This window comes from Aeromonas sp. QDB39 (assembly GCF_027707585.1).
Classification (GTDB): Bacteria; Pseudomonadota; Gammaproteobacteria; order Enterobacterales; family Aeromonadaceae; genus Aeromonas; species Aeromonas hydrophila.
Genome location: NZ_JAPCIV010000017.1, coordinates 1 through 20,621, shown reverse-complemented (window position 1 = coordinate 20,621; position 20,621 = coordinate 1). Strand labels below are relative to the sequence as shown.

General features: G+C 63.9%; 15 protein-coding genes. 9 read left to right on the top strand and 6 right to left on the bottom strand.

What is annotated here, in order from left to right:
• The first annotated feature begins 82 nt into the window (after positions 1-82).
• Both glnE and PG899_RS11625 read left to right on the top strand, forming a co-directional pair.
• The gene (gene glnE, locus PG899_RS11630) at positions 83-2,956 is read left to right on the top strand and encodes a bifunctional [glutamate--ammonia ligase]-adenylyl-L-tyrosine phosphorylase/[glutamate--ammonia-ligase] adenylyltransferase (protein WP_179101397.1); all 2,874 of its coding nucleotides are present in this window, start codon (positions 83-85) and stop codon (positions 2,954-2,956) included.
• 245 nt (positions 2,957-3,201) lie between these two features.
• Positions 3,202-4,293 (top strand): type I restriction endonuclease, encoded by a 1,092-nt coding sequence (locus tag PG899_RS11625; protein ID WP_016349498.1) that lies wholly within the window; start codon positions 3,202-3,204, stop codon positions 4,291-4,293.
• A 62-nt stretch (positions 4,294-4,355) separates the two neighbouring features.
• Here the strand turns inward: PG899_RS11625 and PG899_RS11620 are convergent, their stop codons facing one another.
• The 3 genes from PG899_RS11620 to PG899_RS11610 form a co-directional block, all read right to left on the bottom strand.
• The gene (locus PG899_RS11620) at positions 4,356-4,892 is read right to left on the bottom strand and encodes a GNAT family N-acetyltransferase (RefSeq protein ID WP_077096123.1); all 537 of its coding nucleotides are present in this window, start codon (positions 4,890-4,892) and stop codon (positions 4,356-4,358) included.
• Positions 4,893-5,067: 175 nt separating this feature from the next.
• On the bottom strand, positions 5,068-7,227 hold the full coding sequence (locus PG899_RS11615) for an AsmA family protein (protein WP_252411297.1): 2,160 nt from the start codon (positions 7,225-7,227) through the stop codon (positions 5,068-5,070).
• A 203-nt stretch (positions 7,228-7,430) separates the two neighbouring features.
• On the bottom strand, positions 7,431-9,578 hold the full coding sequence (locus tag PG899_RS11610) for a prolyl oligopeptidase family serine peptidase (RefSeq protein ID WP_077096125.1): 2,148 nt from the start codon (positions 9,576-9,578) through the stop codon (positions 7,431-7,433).
• A gap of 235 nt (positions 9,579-9,813) precedes the next feature.
• Between PG899_RS11610 and PG899_RS11605 the strand changes: the two genes are divergently transcribed.
• From PG899_RS11605 to PG899_RS11585, 5 genes are all read left to right on the top strand, one after another.
• Entirely contained in the window at positions 9,814-11,025 is a 1,212-nt protein-coding gene (locus PG899_RS11605) for a threonine synthase (RefSeq protein WP_077096126.1), read from the top strand.
• Positions 11,022-11,687: an amino acid ABC transporter permease gene (locus tag PG899_RS11600; RefSeq protein ID WP_077096127.1), complete on the top strand. Its 666-nt coding sequence runs from the start codon at positions 11,022-11,024 to the stop codon at positions 11,685-11,687. The genes PG899_RS11605 and PG899_RS11600 overlap by 4 nt, the downstream gene beginning before the upstream one ends.
• Before the next feature lie 168 nt (positions 11,688-11,855).
• Positions 11,856-12,518, top strand: a complete 663-nt coding sequence (locus tag PG899_RS11595; RefSeq protein WP_077096128.1) for an amino acid ABC transporter permease — start codon at positions 11,856-11,858, stop codon at positions 12,516-12,518.
• The gene (locus PG899_RS11590) at positions 12,515-13,276 is read left to right on the top strand and encodes an amino acid ABC transporter ATP-binding protein (RefSeq protein ID WP_077096129.1); all 762 of its coding nucleotides are present in this window, start codon (positions 12,515-12,517) and stop codon (positions 13,274-13,276) included. The genes PG899_RS11595 and PG899_RS11590 overlap by 4 nt, the downstream gene beginning before the upstream one ends.
• Entirely contained in the window at positions 13,273-14,109 is an 837-nt protein-coding gene (locus tag PG899_RS11585; RefSeq protein ID WP_011704713.1) for a transporter substrate-binding domain-containing protein, read from the top strand. Before PG899_RS11590 ends, PG899_RS11585 begins: the two co-directional genes overlap by 4 nt.
• 304 nt (positions 14,110-14,413) lie before the next feature.
• Here the strand turns inward: PG899_RS11585 and PG899_RS11580 are convergent, their stop codons facing one another.
• Both PG899_RS11580 and PG899_RS11575 read right to left on the bottom strand, forming a co-directional pair.
• A complete protein-coding gene (locus tag PG899_RS11580; protein WP_077096130.1) occupies positions 14,414-16,360 on the bottom strand; it encodes a MacB family efflux pump subunit in 1,947 nt (648 codons plus the stop codon).
• A gap of 2 nt (positions 16,361-16,362) precedes the next feature.
• On the bottom strand, positions 16,363-17,523 hold the full coding sequence (locus tag PG899_RS11575; protein WP_077096131.1) for an efflux RND transporter periplasmic adaptor subunit: 1,161 nt from the start codon (positions 17,521-17,523) through the stop codon (positions 16,363-16,365).
• A gap of 149 nt (positions 17,524-17,672) precedes the next feature.
• On the opposite strand from PG899_RS11575, the gene PG899_RS11570 reads away from it, so the two are divergent.
• Entirely contained in the window at positions 17,673-18,353 is a 681-nt protein-coding gene (locus PG899_RS11570) for a response regulator transcription factor (RefSeq protein WP_077096132.1), read from the top strand.
• Positions 18,350-19,633: a HAMP domain-containing sensor histidine kinase gene (locus PG899_RS11565; protein WP_179101398.1), complete on the top strand. Its 1,284-nt coding sequence runs from the start codon at positions 18,350-18,352 to the stop codon at positions 19,631-19,633. Before PG899_RS11570 ends, PG899_RS11565 begins: the two co-directional genes overlap by 4 nt.
• 57 nt (positions 19,634-19,690) lie before the next feature.
• On the opposite strand, the gene PG899_RS11560 is transcribed toward PG899_RS11565, so the two are convergent.
• Positions 19,691-20,191: an NUDIX domain-containing protein gene (locus tag PG899_RS11560; protein ID WP_077096133.1), complete on the bottom strand. Its 501-nt coding sequence runs from the start codon at positions 20,189-20,191 to the stop codon at positions 19,691-19,693.
• Positions 20,192-20,621 lie beyond the last annotated feature (430 nt).

Here is a 20,621-nt window from a genome sequence, read left to right as displayed (position 1 = left end):
GCTGTGACGCGGGGGCCTGACAGTGCTAGATTGGCAGCCAGCTTTTTATCCGGCAGTTTCGTTAATCACAAGGACGGCAACCGTGGCCCAGCACTCTCCCTCTTTCTCCGCCTTCTCCCCCCTGCTGCAGGAGCTGGCCCAGCGCCACTGGCAACGGCTGATTGAACTGGCCCCCGACTATGGCAACCAACCCGAGTCGGTGCGCCAGACCCTGCTGACCCTGCTCGGCCTCTCCGATTTTGTCGCCGATTCCCTCTTCAAACAGCCGGAGTTGCTGACCGAGCTGCTCGCCTCCGGCGATCTGGATCAGGCCGAGCGCTGGCCCGCCTACCAGCACGATCTGACCGCCCTGCTGGCCGAGGTGGACGACGAAGAGGCGCTCAAGCGCATCCTGCGCCAGTTCCGTCGCAGCCGCATGCTGGTGATCGCCTGGCGCGAGCTGCTGGGTCACGCGGCGGTGGAAGAGAGCTTTATCCACCTCACCAGACTGGCGGATGCGCTTATCTGCGCGACCCGCGACTGGCTCTACGCCAAGCAGTGCGGCGAGCTGGGCACCCCGATGGATGGCAACGGCAACCCGCAGCCACTGCTGATCCTCGGCATGGGCAAGCTGGGGGGCGGTGAGCTCAATTTCTCCTCGGACATCGACCTTATCTTCACCTTCCCCGAGAACGGCTACACGGTCGGCGGGCGGCGCGAGCTCGCCAACCAGCAATTCTTCATCAAGCTGGGCCAGCGCATCATCAACGCCCTGCACCAGGGCACGGTCGACGGCCAGGTGTTTCGGGTCGATATGCGGCTGCGCCCCTTTGGCGATGCGGGGCCGCTGGCCATCTCCTTTGCCGCCATGGAGGATTACTACCAGCACCACGGCCGCAACTGGGAGCGCTACGCCATGGTCAAGGCGCGGGTGCTGGGGCCTCAGTGCGAACACGCGGTGGAGCTGGCCGAGATGCTGCGCCCCTTCGTGTTTCGCCGCTATATCGACTTCGGCGTCATCGACGGCCTGCGCCAGATGAAGGCGATGATCGCTGCCGAGGTGCGCCGCAAGGGGCTGGAGGGCAACATCAAGCTGGGGGCCGGCGGCATTCGCGAGGTGGAGTTCATCGCCCAGGCGCTGCAGCTGATTCGCGGCGGCCGTGAGCCGGCGCTGCGGGTGCGCCACCTGCCGGAGGCGCTGGCCGCCATCGCCCAGTGCGGCGCCCTCGAAGCCACCCATTGCGACCGCCTGCTGACGGCCTATCGCTTCCTGCGCCGGGTCGAGAACATATTGCAGGAGATCGGCGATCAGCAGACCCAGACCCTGCCCACCGAGGAGCGGGATCGCCAGCGGCTCGTCGCCGCCCTCGGCTTTGCCGACTGGGGCGCCTTCATGGCCCATCTGGACGAGGAGATGGCCGCCGTCCATCAGGAGTTCGCCGCCGTGGTGGGGGAAGAGAAGGAGGCCCCCGCCCATCTGGAGCAGCTCTGGCTCGATCTCTGGCGCACCGAGCTCGACGCCGCCGAGCTGGAGCAACTGCTGATTGCGCAGGGGGTGGCTGAGCCTGCCTCGCTCTGCGGTGCCCTGCTGCGTTTCAAGGAGGAGTACAAGCGCCGTCAGGTGGGCCCGCAGGGGCGCATCGCGCTGGACTGGCTGATGCCGGAACTGCTGCGCCTGGTGGTCGCCAGCGAGCAACCTGCCCGCCTGTTCGAGCGGGTGTGCGAGCTGCTGACCCGCATCTTCACCCGCAGCGCCTATCTGCAACTGCTGGCGGAGAACCCGGGCGCCCTGCGCCAGCTGGTACGGCTGTGTGACGCCAGCCATCTGGTGAGCGAGCAGCTGGCCCGCTACCCGATTTTGCTGGACGAGCTGCTCGATCCCCAGCACCTCTACCACCCCACCCCGCTCGATCAGTACAAGCCCCAGCTGCGCCAGTTCCTGCTGCGCATCCCCGAGGAGGACGTGGAGCAGCAGATGGAGGCGCTGCGCCAGTTCAAGCAGGTACAGCTGCTGCGCATCGTGGCGGCCGACATCGCCGGCGCCCTGCCGCTGATGAAGGTGAGCGACCACCTCACCTGGCTGGCGGAGGCGATCACCGAAGAGGTGGTCAATCAGGCCTGGGCCCAGATGAGCGAGCGCTACGGGGTACCGCCCGAGGTGGCGGTGAGCGGCCAGCGCGGCTTTGCGGTAGTGGCCTACGGCAAGCTGGGCGGTATCGAGCTCGGCTACGGCTCGGATCTCGACCTGGTGTTCCTGCACGGTGGCGACCCCAACAGCTACACCGACGGGCGCAAGCCCATCGACAGCCGCCAGTTCTACTTGCGCCTGGCCCAGCGGATCCTGCACCTGTTCAGCACCCGTACCCCCTCCGGCATCCTTTACGAGATCGATATGCGGCTGCGCCCCTCCGGCGACTCAGGCCTGCTGGTCTCGTCGCTGTCGGCCTACGAGCTGTATCAGCAAAACGAGGCCTGGACCTGGGAGCATCAGGCACTGGTGCGGGCCCGCCCCATCTATGGCGATGAGGCGGTGATCGCCGAGTTTGCCCGCATCCGCCGCGCCGTGCTGGCCAAGGAGCGCGACCTGCCGACCCTGGCCCGCGAGGTGCGCGAGATGCGCCACAAGATGCGGGATCACCTGCTCAAAGCCGGTGCCGGTGAGTTCGATCTCAAGCAGTCCCCCGGCGGCATGGTGGACATCGAATTCATCGCCCAGTACCTGGTGCTGGCCCATGCCTGCGGCGAACCCGAGGCGCTCACCCGCTGGTCCGATAACGTGCGCATCTTCGATGAGTGCGTGCTGGCGGGGGTACTCACGCTGGAGCAGGCGGAGGGGCTCAAGCACGCCTATCTGGAGATCCGCAACCTCGGCCATCGCCTCAACCTCTCCGAGGTCTCCCGCAAGGTGGGAGACGACAGGTTGCTGCCGGAGCGCGGCCATGTGCTGGCGGTCTGGCAACAGCTGCTGGGGGAATAAACCGAAGGGGCGCCGAGGCGCCCCTTCTCATTGCTCGGGGCAACAATGGACAAATATTCTCCATATAAAACTCAATAGCGGTGAGCTAGATCCTGTTTCAAGAATACAAGCCTTGGAATCGTATGGCGCTTTGCTGAATATAAGCAGAGGTTATGGGTATCTGTCCCCCATTATTCTGACCAGGGATGATGGTGGGGAATATAGCGTTAAAAAGTAGAACTTTGCCGCCATACAGAGAGGAAGAAATGGATTTTTCAGAACAGCTACAGAGTCTATCCAAGAAAATTGCTCAACAGTCATCGATGATCACGACTGAAGAAGCGACCAAAAATGCCTTTGTCATGCCGTTTCTCAACCGCGTTCTCGGTTACGATGTCTTTGACCCCACCGAGGTAATCCCTGAGTTCACCGCAGACACCGGTATCAAAAAGGGAGAAAAGGTTGACTATGCCATCCTCAAGGATGGTCAAGTTCAAATTTTGGTTGAATGTAAAAAATACAGTGAAAAACTGTCTGCAAAGCACTCAGGTCAACTCTTCCGTTATTTCTCGGTAACCAATGCCAGAATTGGCATTCTCACTAATGGCGCTCAATATGAGTTTTATACCGACTTGGATGCGCCGAATAAAATGGATGAAAAACCTTTTCTGACACTTGATCTTGAGGACATAGATGAGCATGTAGTTCCTGAGGTATTAAAACTGACTAAAACAGCTTTCGATGTTGAGTCAGTTGTTGATGCAGCTGGAGAACTTAAATATCTTAGCCAGATAAAGAAACTACTTGCTGAGCAGTTCGCCTCTCCAGAGGAAGATTTTGTCAAATTTTTTGCGTCTCGAATTTATGATGGTGTACTTACTGCCAGGGTAAAACAGTCGTTCACGGATATCACCAAGAAAGCTCTGAATCAGTTCCTCAACGATAGCATCAATGCCAGATTGAAATCTGCAATAGGTAACAGTGTCAGCACCTCGTCTGTCTCATCAGCCTCAGAGAGTGAGCTACCGAATGACAACAGTGAAAATGATAACAACAAAGAAAAATCTAGAGTAGATACAACTATTGAAGAAATGGAAGCATTCAACGTTGTAAAAGCTATTCTCAGACAGAAATTTGATGTTGCTAGAATTGCGCCGAGGGATACCCAGAGTTATTTTGGGATTCTGCTTGATGATAATAACCGAAAACCACTTTGCAGATTACATTTTAACTCTCGCCAAAAGTATATAGGGCTGTTTGACGCTGAAAAGAAAGAAACTAGACACCCGATTGACTCAATAGATGAAATTTTCACTTTTGCAGATCAATTACTTCATACAACTGCTGTCTACGAATAATCCTGCTATTAGGGGGAGATTCCTCCCCCTTTAATTCAAAATACAAATATCAGTCACCTTATTTAAATCAGGCCGTGATCCATCACAGTCTCCACCAGCACCTTGTTGAAGCGCCGATAGCCCTGCTCATCGAGCGGGGCCGGATAGCTCAGCACCCGCAGCGCATGGCCTTGATGACCCGGCTGATAGGGCGGGTGCACGTGATCATGCTCGTTCAGGCAAAAACCCAGCGACTGGTAGAAGCGCAGCCGGCGCAGGGCGATCTCGTCCTCTGGCGGATCTATCTCCAGGATGACCGGGCGCCCCGCCGTCTCGCAGAAGGCGGCAAGCAGGCGTGAGCCGTGGTTCTGGCCGCGCAGGGCCGGGTTGATGGCCAGGTGTTCGATGTAGATCTGCTCGCCGCAGTCCCACCAGAAGATGAAGCCGAGCAGCTGCTCGCCCTGATAAAAGAGCTGACAGCGAAAGCGGGAGTCTCCCATCTTGAGCTGTTGATGCTGCGGCTGGCGCTGTTCGTAGCGGGGAAAGCTGCTGCCGTAGATCTGCCAGACCAGCGGCCAGTCCGGATGGGATGTCTCTCTTGCGATTTCACTTCGACTCATTCATCTGCTCCTCGGTAAAACCACAGTGATACCATCTTTGTCCGGCCCAAACACCCCTCTCTTTTGCTACCGACGCAGACTGCATTGAACTTCCACACCTTGCACAAGCGCAGCCAAAAATGCACAGAGCCCGCACGGGGCGGGCTCTGCATGGCGATAACGCGAAAGGCTGGGGCTATTTGAACAAGCCCTTGAGCAGCTGGTCGGCCACCCCCTTTACCCCTTCGTTGTCGGCCTTGTCACCCAGCAGCTTCTTGAGACCGCGCTCGGCCTCCTTGCGGGCCTTATCCTCCAGCAGTTTGTTGTTGCTGAGCAATTCCTTCACGTCGAGCCGGTAGCTCGGCGCCTGCCAGTGGCCGCCGATGCGCACCGGTATGGTGATGTCCTTGAGCTCGTCCACCGTCTTGCCCCCCTGCCCCTTGCTGCTCTCCACCACAGAGGTGAGGAACAGGAAGTCGAGGGTCTCCGGCACCAAGGCGGTCTGGCCCTGCCCCTTCACCCGCAGGGCGGGGGCAAACAGCTGGATGTCGTCGCTCCTGGCAACCCCGTCGGCAATCCGGAAGCTGGCGGTGAGCGCGCTGAAGTCGGTCTTGCGCACCTCCTTCACCTGATCCGCCCCCTTGCCGGTCAGGGTGGCCCGCGCCTCGCGGATCATCTCCGCCAAGTTGATGCCGTGCAGGGCACCGTCGCTCAGTCTGAGGCTCACCTTGCCCTGCATCCGGCTGCGCAGCGCCTGCTCGGAGAGTCCTGAGCCCTGTGCCTCGACCTCCAGATCCCCCTTGCCTTCCAGCAGGTCGGTCTGGGCCAGGGTCTGCAGCAGCGGCCGCACATCGACCCCCTGCACCCGCTTGTGCACCTGATAGCGGGCCGGTAGCTGACGGGCATCGAGCACGCCGCTGGCGGTCACCTGGCCGCCGGCCACGCCGGCGCTGAACTGCTTGAGGGTGAGCTGACCACCGGCCAGGGCCAGTTGCAGATCGACGGCGCTCAGATCCAGCCCCTTGAGGCGCAGGCTGCCCAGTTGCAGTCGGCCAGCCAGGTCCACCGCCTTGAGGGCGGTAAGATCCGGTTCGGCCGTGGAGAGCGCCTTGGCGGCGGGCGCGGCGGTCTGCGCCTGTGCTCCGGCCGGCGCGGCGGCGCCCGAGGTGGCGGTCGCAGGCGCCGCCTTGGCCGGCTGACCGAGCCAACTGTCGAGATCCAGCTTCTCCCCCTTGAGGTCGAACTCCACCTTGGGCACGGCACCCAGCTGCACGCTGCCGTTGCCGCTCAGCAGGGCGTCATCCACCCCCATCACCAGGTTGCTGAGGGTGACAGCCTGTTTGCCCAGCTCGGCGCGGGCAAAGCCCGCCAACTTCACCTGCATCTGCGGGCGCGGCAGGGCATCGCCGCTGAGCTTGGCGGCCAGCACGGCATCCGATATCTCCAGCAGTTGCCGGTTTTCATCGAGCCGCGCCTTGAGCGTTCCCTCCAGGGTTCCGGCCAGGGTCGGTTTGTCCGCCGCCCCCTGTGCCCCCTGCAGACTGAGGGTGAGGCTGCTCCACTGCCCCAGTGCCAGCCGGTCGGCCTTCAGGGAGAAGGCATCCAGCCGCTGGGTCGGTTCGCTCAGGCTCCCCGCCAGCGCGACGTCTTTCAGCTCGCTGCGGCTGGCATCGGGCGCCAGCTTGAGCTGGGCCGACCCCTTGAGATCAAACGCCAGCTCACCCTGGGCTCCCTTGGCGGCCAGGGTCACCGGCACCCATTGATCCACGGCCAGCTGGCCCAGGTTCAGGTCCAGCTGTTCGAGGCGGGAGACGGTGCCGCTACGATCGTCCTGCAGCAGGGCGCTGGCCTGTTGCAGCGCCACCCCTTGCAGACTGATCTGCCAGGGCTGCTTGTCACTGGCGGGCGGGGGCGTCGTTGCGGCGGGCTCGGAGGTCGTCGCCTCCCCCTTGGGCTCGGCGGAGGCCTTGAGCAGATCGCTCAGGTTGGAGCTGCCGTCAGCCTTGGTCTGGATAAACAGATGGGCGCCGCTCAGGGTCACCTTGCCGATCTCAAGCTTGTGGGAGAGCAGCGGCAACAGGCCCACCGAGGCCTCCCCGCGCGTGAAACGCACCAGGTCGGGCTCGGCAAAGCCGGCGGGGTTGCGCAGCGCCACCTGCTCGAGGGAGAGGCCGAGGCTTGGCCAGAAACGCCAGCCGATCGCCCCCTCCATCACCAGCTCGCGACCGGTGCTCTTGCGCACCTGCTCCACCAGCTGGGGCTTGAACTGATTGGGATCGATGAGGGACACCAGGGCGGCGATGGCCACCACGGCCGCCAGCGCCAACCCCAGCAGGATGTAGATGATCTTCTTCACGATGGACTCCTTGAATGCGGATCTTGTTGCTGACTATACCACCGGGGGGATGACAGATGGGGCCCGTCTGCCAAAACGGGCCAGCGGCGAGACAGGGATGGTCGCAGCTAGTGCTGCCAGCGCAGCCCTGCCAACGCGCGGCAATGAAAAGGGCCCCGCAGGGCCCTGATGATAGTGGATGGCTGGCGCCCCTCTCGCCCGGATCAAGGCTGACGCGGCAACTGCTGATAGCCCATCTCGTACAGGGTGAAGGCATAGATGTCCGCACTCTGCTCGATCAGCTTCGCCACCGGCGTGCCCGCCCCGTGCCCGGCATTGGTCTCGATGCGGATGAGCTGGGGACGGGGGCCGCCATTGTCGGCCTGCAGAGTGGCAGCAAACTTGAAGGAGTGAGCCGGCACCACCCGATCGTCGTGATCCGCCGTGGTCACCAGGGTCGAGGGGTAGCTGACCCCGGGCCGGACGTTGTGCAGAGGCGAGTAGCCCTTCAGGTAGTCGAACATCGCCTCGCTGTCGGCACTGGTGCCGTAGTCATAGGCCCAGCCCGCTCCGGCGGTGAAGGTGTGGTAGCGCAACATGTCGAGCACCCCCACCGCCGGCAAGGCGACCCGCATCAGATCCGGCCGCTGGGTCATTACCGCCCCCACCAGCAGACCGCCGTTGGAGCCACCGCGGATCGCCAGCCGCTCGGTGCGGGTGTAGCCCTCGGCCTTGAGATACTCGGCCGCCGCGATGAAGTCGTCGAACACGTTCTGCTTGTTCATCCTGGTGCCCGCCAGGTGCCAGGCCTGGCCGTACTCGCCGCCCCCGCGCAGGTTGGCCACCGCATAGACGCCCCCCAGATCCAGCCAGTTGGCCACCGACACGCTGAAGCTCGGAGTCAGGCTCACGTCGAAGCCGCCGTAGCCGTAGAGGATGGTCGGGTTGCTGCCATCGAGTTTCAGCCCCTTGCGGTAGCTGATGATGAGCGGCACCCGGGTGCCGTCCTTGCTCTGGTAGAAGCGCTGCTCGGAGACGTAATCCGCTGGCTTGAACGGCGCCGCCGAGGCGCGATAGAGGCTGATGGCGCCGCTTTTTGGCTCGAACCGGTAGAGAGTGGGCGGCTGGGCATAGTTCTCGAAGCCGAAGTAGAGGGCGGGATCATCGTGCTTGCCGTTGAAGCCGCTGACGCTGCCAAGGCCGGGCAGCGCCACCTCGCGCACCCGCTTGCCTTCGTAGTCGAACTGTTCGACCCGGGCGGTGGCATCCACCATGTACTCGGCGAACAGATAGCAGCTGCCGCTGTGCACCGTCAGCACCTGCTGACGCTCGGGGATGAGATCACGCCAGCGGGCCGGCCCCGGGTTGGCGGCATCCACCGTCACCAGCCGGCGGTTGGGGGCGTCCCGGTTGGTCAGCAAATAAAGCGTGCTGCCCTTGTTGTCCACCAGGCTCACGTCCGCATCCAGATCCCCCTGCACCGTCAGCAGCGGCGCGTTCTCCTGGCTCAGATCCTTCACATAGAGGCGGTTGCCGGAGGTGGAGTTCGCCGCCGAGATGAGCAGGAAGCGGTCATCCTCGGTGACGGTCGCCCCCACGTAGCGGTGGTGCTGGGCAGGAATGGCGCCGAACACCAGCCGGTCATCCTCCTGCACCGTGCCGAGCCGGTGGAAATAGACCTTGTGCTGATCGGTCTTGGCCGACAGCTCGCTGCCATCCGGCTTGTCGTAGCTCGAGTAGAAGAACCCCTCGTTGCCGAGCCAGCTGATGCCGCTGAACTTCACGTCCTTGAGGGGCGCCTCCAGCGGCTGCTTGCTTTCCACGTCCATCAGGTGGATCTCGCGCCAGTCGCTGCCGGCCAGCGACAAGGAGTAGGCCAGGATGCGGCCATCGCGGGAGAAGCTCAGCTGATCCAGCGCCGTGGTGCCGTCGGGGCTGAGGGTATTGGGATCGAGGAACACCTCGGCCGGCTTGCCCTCCAGCTGGCGCCACAGCACGTTCTGGTTCTGCAGGCCGTCGTTCTTGAAGAAGTAGTGGTAGCGTCCCTCACGAAACGGCGCCCCCTCCTTGGCATAGTTCCAGGAAGAGGCCAGCTTCTCCTTGATGGCGGCACGATACGGGATCTGTGCCAGGTAGTCCCGGGTCACGGCATTCTGGGTCTTGACCCAGGCCTCGGTCTCGGGGCTGCGATCATCCTCCAGCCAGCGATAGGGGTCGGCCACGGCCTGGCCGAAGTAGTGATCCACCTGCTCACCCTGACGGGTGACGGGGTAGTGAAGGCGCGCTTTCCCTGACATGGCATCCTCTTTGGTTGACTGGCCACTGCATGCACACAGCAGTGACAGGGCCAGCAGGCTGACAATGGCTCGCATCGATGCGGCTCCCTGCGATTTCGGGTGAAGCGGGCAGGTTAGCAAAGAGTGCCGGACGGCCCAACCCCCCAGCGGGTGACCAGGCGACATGAACGGGCAACCGCCACAACCCTGACCAATCGGAGTCATATGAATTTTTTCGCTTAGGTTTGCCAGTTTATTTTGTTTGTTATCCGGCACTTGGGTCACAGGATGGAATAAGCGACTGACCATCTCGACTCATTCAGGATAAAGCATGCCGTACAGTTACCTATCACATCTGCGTTGCAGCAAGTCCGGCGAGATTGTGGATGCCGATCAGCCCCAGCAGCTGAGCCCGGTCGGCGCCCCCTTGCTGGCCAGCTACGACCTCGAGGCCCTGAAGCAGGCCTGGCATCCGGCCGCCCTGCTGGGACGCCCCGCCAGCCTGTGGCGCTACCACGAGCTGCTGCCGGTGCGCGACCCCGCCCAGGTGGTCACCCTGGGGGAAGGCTTCACCCCGCTGTTGCCGCTGCCGCGCCTCGGCAAACAGGTCGGCATTCCGGATCTCTGGATGAAGGATGAGAGCCTCACCCCCACCGGCTCCTTCAAGGCCCGCGGCGCCGCGGTCGGCGTCTCCCGCGCCCGCGAACTCGGCGTCACCCACTTCGCCATGCCCACCAACGGCAACGCCGGCGCGGCTTGGGCACTCTACGGTGCCCGCGCCGGCTTGCGCAGCACCATAGTCCAGCCGCAGGCGGCCCCCGCCATCACAAGACTGGAGAGCGCCCTGGCCGGTGCCCGCCTCTATCTGGTGGACGGCCTCATCAGCGACGCCGGTCGCCAGGTGGCCGAAGCGGTGGCGCAGCAGGGGCTGTTCGATGCCTCCACCCTCAAGGAGCCCTATCGCATCGAGGGCAAGAAGACCATGGGGTTTGAAATCGCCGAGCAACTCGGCTGGACCCTGCCGGACGTGATCCTCTACCCCACCGGCGGCGGGGTCGGCCTCATCGGCATCTACAAGGCGCTGCGGGAATTGCAGGAGCTGGGCTGGGTGCAGGGGCCACTGCCGCGACTGGTGGCGGTGCAGGCGAGCGGCTGCGCCCCCATCGTCCAGGCCTGGCAGCAGGGAGAGCGCGAGTCGCGCTTCTGGCCCGACTCCCAGACCCTGGCGTTCGGCATCAACGTGCCCAAGGCGCTGGGGGATTTTCTGGTGCTGGACGCCCTCTATCGCACCGAGGGCTGCGCCGTCGCGGTGGAAGATGGCGCCATCCAGCGCGAGCTGCGTCAACTCGCCTCCCAGGAGGGCTGCTTCGTCTGCCCGGAAGGGGCGGCCGCCTTCGCCGCCGCCCGCCAGTTGCGGGAAGCGGGCTGGATCCAGGGGGGCGAGCAGGTGGTGGTGCTCAACACCGGCGCCGGCATCAAGTACCCGGACGCCATCACGGTCGTGCCCCAGCGGCTGCGCCGCGACGGGAGGATCCCGGCATGAGCTTCGACTGGTCCTTTGTTCTCACCACCCTGCCGGCGTTCGGCCAATCGGTCTGGGTCACCCTGCAGCTCGGCGCCATCGTGATCCTCACCTCGCTCACCGTGGCGCTGCTCAATGTGACGCTGCAAAGCCTGCACAAGCCCTGGCTGAACGGGGTGATCCGCGCCTATGTGGAGCTGGCCCGCAACACGCCGCTCTTGATCCAGCTGTTCTTTCTCTATTTCGGGCTGCCGGCGCTCGGCCTGTCGCTGTCGGGCTTTGCCACGGCGGTGATCGCCATGACCTTCCTCGGCGGTGGCTACCTGACCGAGGCGCTGCGGGCCGGGGTGCAGGCCGTACCCACCAGCCAGCTGGAGGCCGGGCGAGCCATCGGCCTCTCTCGCTGGCAGCTGCTGCGCCACGTGCAGCTGCCCCAGGCCTGGCTTGCCAGCCTGCCGGCGCTGTTTGCCAACTTCATCTTTCTGCTGAAAGAGACCACGGTGGCCTCGGCGGTGGCGGTGCCGGAACTGCTCTACACCACCAAGAACTACATCGCCCTCTACTACAAGACCTACGAGATGCTGGCGGTGCTGACCTTGATGTGCGTGCTGATCTTTCTGCCGCTGTCCCTTGCCCTGCGCGTCGTTGAAAGGAGGCTGCAACATGGTCAGTTCGGTCACTGAATCGCTGATGCAGGCATCGATCGTCCTGCTACCGCTATCACTCGTCACCGAGGTGCAGGAAAGGAGGGATCAATATGGTCAGTCCGGTCACTGAGCCACTGATGCAGGCATCGATCGTCCTGCAGCCACCGTCATTCGCCACCCATGCACCAGAAAGGAGGGATCAATATGGCCAGTCCGGTCACTGAGCAGCTGACGCAGGCGCTGCCGCTGCTGGCGGTGGGCGCGGGTCAGACCCTCGCCATCTCGCTGCTCGCCATCCTGTTCGCCACCCTGGGCGGAGTCGGTTACGGCGTGCTGGCCCAGCAGGGGGGAAAGCTGACTCGGGGAGTGTTGCGGGTCTATCTGGAGCTGTTTCGGGTGGTCCCCGTGCTGGTCTGGCTCTACCTCTTCTTCTTCGGGCTGCCGATCTTCTTTGGCGTAGACATCCCTGCCTTCTGGTGCGCCGTGCTGGTGCTGGCCCTCTGGGGCGCCAGCGAGGTGGGTGAAGTGGTGCGCGGCGGTCTCAAGTCCCTCGCCCGCGGCCAGCAGGAGGCCGGCCTGGCGCTCGGGCTCTCCCGCTGGCAGCTCTATCGCCACGTGCTGCTGCCCCAGGCGCTGCAACGGCTGACGCCGCCGACCATCAACATCTACACCCGCATCATCAAGACCAGCTCGCTGGCGGTGCTGATCGGGGTGGTGGAGGTGATCAAGGTGGGCCAGCAGATCATCGAGCGCACCTATGGCTCGTTGCTTATCTACGGTCTGCTGTTCCTGTTTTTCTTTCTGGTCTGCTATCCGCTCTCGCTCGCCTCGCGCCGGCTGGAGCAACAATGGGGTAATGCGGTATGACACCTCTGCTTGAGCTCAATGCTGTCAGCAAACAATTCGGCCAAAACCGGGTACTGGACGAGGTCAGCCTCACGGTGCACGCCGGGGAAGTGATCGTCATCCTGGGACCGAGCGGCTGCGGCAAGAGCACCTTGCTGCGCACCCTCAACGGGCTCGAACCGATTCAGGGGGGCGACATTCGCTTCGATGGAGAGCGGCTGAATGCCAGCACCGACTGGCAGCGGCTGCGCCAGCGCATCGGCATGGTGTTCCAGAGCTATCACCTCTTCCCCAACCTGACGGTGCTGGAGAACGTGCTGCTCGGCCCCCTTCAGGTGCAAAAACGAGAGCGGCAGGAGGCCCTGCTGCAAGCCGAGCAGCTGCTGACCCGCATCGGTCTGTGGGAGCGGCGCCATGACTATCCACGCCAGCTCTCCGGCGGCCAGCAGCAGCGCATCGCCATCGTGCGGGCCCTGTGCATGAACCCGCAGGTGATGCTGTTTGACGAGGTGACCGCTGCGCTGGATCCCGAGATGGTGCAGGAGGTGCTGGAGGTGATCCGCGATCTCGCCGGCAGCGGCATGACCCTGCTCATCGTCACCCACGAGCTGGCGTTCGCCCAGGCGGTGGCGGATCGCATCGTCTTCATGGACGGCGGCCACATTCTGGAGCAGGCCGCCCCCCACCAATTTTTCGAGAACCCGCGCAGCCAGCGTGCGCGCCAGTTCCTCGCCAAGTTTTCTTATACCAATGTCATCAAACGAAAGGAGTCAGCATGAAAAAAATCACCTCGGTTCTGTTCAGTGCCTTGTTGGGACTGGGTCTCGCCAGCGGCGCCGCCCATGCGGCGGACGGTTCTCTCGACAAGATCAAGGCGCGTGACAAGCTCATCGTCGGCGTCTTCACCGACAAGCCCCCGTTTGGCTATGTGGACGAGAAGGGCAACTACGTCGGCTTTGACACCGACCTCGGTCGCCGTTTCGCCAAGGATCTGCTGGGGGACGAGAACAAGGTCGAGTTCGTGGCGGTAGAGCCCGCCAGCCGCATCCCCTTCCTGCAGAGCGACAAGGTGGACCTCATCCTCGCCAACATGACGGTGACCCCGGAGCGGCGGCAGGTGGTGGACTTCACCAACCCGAACCTGCGAGTCGCGGTGCAGGTGCTGGTGCCACAAGGGAGCCCGGCCAAGCAGCTCGATGACCTGGCCAGCAAGACCCTGATCGTCACCACCGGCACCACGGCCGACATCTGGCTGACCCGCAACCACCCGGACTGGAAGGTGCTCAAGTTCGAGAAGAACACCGAATCCCTGCAGGCGCTGGCTCAGGGCCGTGGCGACGCCTATGCCCAGGACAACCTGGTGCTGTTCAGCTGGGCCAAGGAGAACCCAGGCTATCGGGTGCTGCCCGAGAAGTTGGGCTCGGAAGACCCCATCGCGCCGGCGGTGAAGAAGGGCAATATCGAGCTGCGGGACTGGGTCAACGACCGTCTCGCCAAGCTGGGGGAAGAGAAGTACCTGCTGAAACTCTACGACCAGTATGTGCGCGACAAACTGAGCGCCGATACCGATCCCAATGACGTGATAGTGGAAGGAGGCAAGTGGCAGGGCTGAGCCTGCCAGAAGTGCTGAGAGTGTGATGTGTGTGAAGTCTTGGTTCCGTTGGTCCGCAAACCGCAAGGTTTGACCTTTCAGGCGTCTCCCTCGGGTGGCGCCTTTTTTTCGCATGGGAAAAAGAACCGGGCCAGGGGCCCGGTTGAAAACCCGCGCAGAGCAGGCTGTGTCACGTCGATGACACGGTTCAGGCTGCCGGACTGGCACAGGGTGCCGTCCGGCCAACTCGCCAGGCCACCGAGGCGGGATGAGCCCTCGGCAGCGCCGGCGAATGGGGTGGCGCCGCGGGCGCCGAAGAGAGAGCCTACTCCCGCTCCAGTGCGTGGATGGGGTCCATCCGCGCCGCCCGCCGCGCCGGGAAGAAGCCAAACAGCACGCCGATGAGGCTGGAGCAGAAGAAGGCCATCAGCACGGCGTCCAGGGAGTAGCTCAGGGTGAACTGGCTGCTGAAATGCTCGAACAAGACGCCGATCAGCAGGGAGAGCAGCACCCCGGCCGCCCCGCCCAGCAGGCAGACCAGCACCGCCTCGATCAAGAACTGCTGCAGTATGTCGCCGGTTCTGGCCCCCACCGCCATCCGCACGCCGATCTCGCGGGTGCGCTCGCTCACCGACACCAGCATGATGTTCATCACCCCGATGCCACCCACCACCAGGGAGATGAGCGCAATCATGGCGATCAGCAGGGTCAGGGTGGCATTGGTGCTGGTGATCGCCTGGCGGATGCTGTCGGTGTTGAGCACGAAGAAATCCTGAGCGCCGTGCCGTTCACGCAGCAAGCGGCTGATACCATCCTCGGCGGCGGCCAGCGCCACCTCGTCCTGCACCCGCACGCTGATGCTGCGCAGGTAGCTCTGGCCCAGCATCCGCGTCATGGCCGTGGTATGGGGGATCCAGACGTTGAGGTTCTCGTCGCTGCCAAAGCCGCTCTGATTGCGGGCCACCACCCCGATCACCCGGCACGGCAGGCTCCCCAGCAGGATCACCTGACCGAGCGGCGACTCCCCCGCACCGAACAGGCGCGCCAGGCTGTTCTCGTCGATCACCACCTCCTGCGCCAGAGCGCTCACGCTGGCGGCATCGAACAGCATGCCCTGCAGCAGTCGGTAGCCACGCACTTGGAAGAACTGCTCCCCCACCCCGTTCACCGAGCCCAGCACCGCCTGGCTGCCCCGACGCAGGGTGACGCTGGTGGCCAGACTGGGGGTCACGCTGTGCACATAACCGAGCCTGGTCAGGGCCTCGGCATCCTCCACCCTGAGGGTCTGGACCGCCTCGGCCCGCCGATCACCGAAGCCGCTGCCGGGGAAGATCTCCAGGGTGCTGGTGCCCATGGCATTGATGTTGGCCAGCACCTGCTGCTGGGAGCCGCGTCCCAGCGCCACCACCGACACCACGGCGGCGATGCCGATGATGATGCCGAGCATGGTGAGGAAGGTGCGCATGCGCTGGGCCTGCATGGCCAGCAGCGCCATCTTGAAGGCGGCGCCGAGCCGCCCGGCCAGACCGCCGCGCCCTCCTGTGTCGGCACGGGGAGTCGTTGGCGCAGGAGACGGCGATGCCGGCTCGCGACAACGGTCGGCCACCACCTCGCCATCTTTGAGCTCGATGATCCGCTCGGCCTGTTCGGCGATCGCCATGTCGTGGGTCACCAGCACCAGCGTGTGGCCCTGCCGATGGAGCGCGCCCAGGATGTCGAGCACCTCGGCCCCGCTCTGGCTGTCGAGGGCGCCGGTCGGCTCGTCCGCCAGGATCACCTGACCGCCGTTGATGAGGGCACGGGCAATGCTGACCCGCTGCTGCTGGCCGCCGGAGAGCTGGCTCGGCTTGTAGTCGAGTCGGCTGCCGAGCCCGAGCCGCTGCAGCAGGCTCTCGGCCCTCGCCTTGCGCGCATCGCCGGCCAACCCGGCATAGAGGGCGGGCAGCGCCACGTTGTCGCGGGCACTGAGATCCCCCAGCAGGTGGTAGCGCTGAAAGATGAAGCCGAAGTGCTCGCGGCGCAGGGTCGCCAGCGCATCGGCCGTCAGCCGGCTCGTCTCCCGTCCGGCCACCCGATAGCTACCCTCGCTCGGCTGATCGAGGCAGCCCAGAATATTGAGCAGGGTCGATTTGCCGGAGCCGGAGGCGCCGACGATGGCCACCATCTCGCCCCGCGCTATGGTCAGATCGATGCCCTTAAGCACCTCGACGCGCCGCTCCCCGTCACCAAAATGGCGGCGGATCCCGCTCAGTTGCAGCAATGGTTCCCTCATGGTCACATCCCCATTGGCGGGCCCATTCGCCCGCTCTGCTGGTGCTGGGCCGTCAGCTGGCTCACCACCACGGCCTCCCCGGCGGCCAACCCCGCCAGGATCTGGGCATCCACCTTGTTGTTGAGGCCCACCTTCACCTGCCGCCATTGGGGCTGGCCCGCACCATCCACTACCTGCACCCTGTCACCGCTCAGGGCGATGGCCGGGATCACCAGGGCGTTGCGCTCGGTCGCCAGCACTATGTGCACCTGGGCCGTCATGCCGATGCGCAGAGCCCCTTCAGGGTTCTCCACCTCGAACAGACCGTGGTAGTAGACGGCCGTGCTGGTCGAACTGCTGCAGGTCGTGTCGTCGTTGATGGTGTCGGGGGCGGGCTCGATGGCACGCAGACGGGCCTGGTAGCGCTGCTCGGGCGCCCCCAACACGGTGAAATAGCTGGGCAGACCGGCCTTCACCCTGATCACGTCCGCCTCCGAGATCTGCGCCTCCACCGTCATGGTGTCGAGCCGTGCCACCTTGACCATGGTCGGGGTGCTCTGCACCGCGTTGACCGTCTGCCCCTGCTCCACCGGGATCGCCACTATGGTGCCCGCCATGGGGGAGACGATGCGGGTGTAGCCCAGATTCACTTTGGCGGTGTCGACCGCGATATGGGCCTGCACCGCTTGCGCCGTCAGCGCCCGGATGTCGGCGCGGGTCGCCGTCAGGGTCGCCTCCGCACTGTCGTAGTCGGCCTGGCTGCCCAATCCCCGAGCCAGCACCTTGCGCTGGCGCTCGAAGGCCAGCAGGTTGTTGCGCAGAGTTGCCCGACGCGAGGCCAGCTGGGCCTGCACGTTGTCGAGAGCGGCTTCGGTATCCTTGAGGGCGTTCTGCTGGGTGAGATCGTCGATCTCGACCAGCAGATCGCCCTGCTTCACCTGATCCCCCAGCGCCACATGCAGCGCCTTGATCTGCCCCGACACCTGCGCCCCCACGCTCACCAGCTTCTGGGCCTGCAGGGTGCCGTCGGCCAGCACGCTCTGCTCCAGCTCCCGCCGCTCGACCGGGGCGGTGATGAACGAGGCGGTTGGTGCGGCAGTGGAAGGCAGCAACAGCCAGCCGGCACCGACCAGCACCAGGGCGGGTAGCAGCAGGCAAACAACGAGGAGACGGGCACGGGCCATCGCGGATATCCTTGGCTGAAACAGACCCGGGCAATCTACTCCAATGTCCGGTTAAGCCTCTTGCAGGGCAGTGTAAGGATTGCGTAAAAGCAGCTGTCAGGCGGAGACGGACACGGGAAAATGGCGCCAACCCGAGACGGAGAAGAGCGATGAAGATCCTGCTGGTGGACGATGATCTGGAGCTTGGCACCATGCTGAGCGAATACCTAGCTGGCGAAGGCTTTGCCACCACTCATGTGCTGACCGGCAAGAGCGGCGTGCAGCACGCCCTCTCCGGCAACTATGCCGCCGTGGTGCTCGACATCATGCTGCCTGATCTGAATGGCAGCGAGGTGCTGCGCCACATCCGCCGCGACAGCCGGATCCCCGTCATCATGCTCACCGCCAAGGGGGACAACATCGATCGGGTGATCGGGCTGGAGATGGGGGCCGATGACTATGTGCCCAAGCCCTGCTACCCGCGGGAACTGGTGGCCAGGCTGAGGGCTGTGCTGCGCCGGGTCGAGCCAGCCCCCGCCCATCCGGGCAAAGAGCAGGGTCTGCGCCTTGGTGAGCTGGTGCTCTCCCCCGCCAGCCGTCAGTGTCACTGGCAGGCGCAGCCGCTGGAGTTGACCGCCACCGAGTTCAACCTGCTGGAACTGCTGCTGCGATCCCCAGAGCGGGTGGTCAGCAAGGATGAGCTCTCCCTGCACGGGCTCGGCCGCCCGCGCGAGCCCTATGATCGCAGCGTCGACGTGCACATCTGCAACATCCGCCAGAAGCTGCAGGCCCTGGCGGGGGAAGCCATCGGCATCGAGACGGTGCGCAGCATAGGATACCGGCTGGCATGATCCTCAAGGGGCGCCTGTTCTGGAAGATCCTGTTCGGCTTCTGGTTCACCATCATCATGATGAGCCAGCTGCTGTGGGTGGCGTTCAGCCTCTATCGCCACGAAGGGCCGCCAGAGCAGCGGATGGCAAACCAGCTGGCCGAACGTCAGCTGGCAGCCGCCGCCAGCCTGTTGCAGCGGCAGGGACCGGCTGCGGTTGCGGCCCTGCAGGCCAGCTGGCCGGCCCAGGAGCGAAGGCTGCTGCAGCTTGAACCGATCGCTGCAGAGCCATCCACAACACAGGACGACCGCATCCTGCTGGGAGCCGATGGCCGGCACTACCGGCTCGACTACGACAGTGCCGGCCTGCAGCAGTTGCTGGCACCACCCCAGCCCCGCCGCAACTGGCTCAACATGCCACCACCCATGTGGTGGATCGGCGGGCTTGGCGGCCTCTTCTTCAGCGCCCTGCTCGCCTGGCACCTGACCCGCCCCATGAACCGCTTCCGGCAGGGATTCGAGCGCCTCGCCCAGGGGGATCTGGCAGTGCGCCTCTACCCCGCCATGCGGCGGCGCCACGACGAGATCAGCGATGCGGCCCGCGACTTCGATGCCATGGCCGAGCGGTTGCAACTGCTGGTAGAGAGCCGCGAGCAGCTGCTGCACGACGTCTCCCACGAGCTGCGCTCCCCCCTTGCCAGGCTGCAGCTGGCCATCGGCCTCGCCCAGCAGGATCCGGTCAGGATCGAGGGATCCCTCGAGCGGATCCAGCTCGAGACCCAGCGCATGGACAAGATGATCGGCGAACTGCTGACCCTCACCCGTGCCGGCCATGGCGAGCGGGACGGCGAGGAGTATTACGATCTGCAGGGGCTGGTCGACGCCGTGGTGAGCGATGCCCGCTACGAGGCGCAGCACATGGGCGTCGAGATCAAAACCTGGGTGGATGAGACCCAGGAATATACAGTCTGCGGACAGGCGGAGCTGATCCGCCGGGCCCTCGACAACGTGCTGCGCAATGCCTTGCGCTTCTCGCAAGCGGGCCAGACTATCCGCCTGACCCTGATGCGGCAGGGCGATGAGTTTATCGTCGAGGTAGCGGATCAGGGAATGGGTGTGGATGAGAGCAAGCTCTCCAGCATCTTCGATCCCTTCGTGCGGATCGGTTCCCCCGCAGCAGGCAAGGGTTATGGGCTGGGCCTGGCCATCACCCGCAAGGCGATCCAGGCCCAGGGCGGACGGGTCGACGCCAGAAACGGTGAAGAGGGCGGCCTGATCGTCACCCTCCACCTGCCGGGCTAGCCCCTTATTCCAGCTCAGCCATCTGGTCGCCTCGTTCGAAAGCTGTGAGGCAGGTACTCATCCCCGCAATCTTTGCAGCTGGCCGATGGCTGCACCCGTGGAACGGAAGGCAAACTCGGTGGGCGAAATCCCGGCCAGCTTGCGCCACTCACAGGCGGCCACATCGTCGGCCGCTACCACCAAAGGCTTGTGCGCCAACTCCAGCAGAAAGACGGTGTCGCAGGTGTGATAGGTCACCTCGTCATAGGGATAGACGTTGGCATAGGAGCCCAGGTAGCGCGGCGTCTCCCCCGTCAGATCCAGTCCCAGTTCCTCCTTGAGCTCCCTTACCAAGGCTTCCTCCAGCGATTCGCCTGGATCGACGAAGCCGCCCGGCAGATCCAGCAAGCCCCGGCCGGGATCCCGGGCCCGCACCGCGACCAGCAGCTCGTCCTGCCAGCACAGCGCCGCCATCACGGCCGACGCCACATTCTGGAAATAGTGAAAACCACAGCCACAGGCAAACTCTTTCTCGCTGTGCTGTTGCAGCGATCCAGAACCACAACGCGGACAAAACATAGGGGGACTCCCATCTGACACCAAAGGCGCATTGTATGCCGAACCCCATCCCCGATGGAAAGCCTTGAGGCACAACACCCATAGCGTGATAAATCCGCAGGATATAAAGAGGGAGAAGGGGTAATACAGAGGGAATCAAACGAAAAAAAGCCCAGTCGTTAGACTCGGCTTCTTAAGTAGTGGCGGAGCGGACGGGGAGACGGACTGAGTCCGGCTCAAGCACAAAGGACAACAGACAGGGACCGAGTTGCCAGTGGCAAGTCGCAGCCCTGTCTGTGGTCCTTTGTTTCCTTATTTCATTCGCCAAAACCAGATAGCAAAAAGGCCTTCCCATCAGGGAAGGCCTTTCAAATTAGTGGCGGAGCGGACGGGACTCGAACCCGCGACCCCCGGCGTGACAGGCCGGTATTCTAACCGACTGAACTACCGC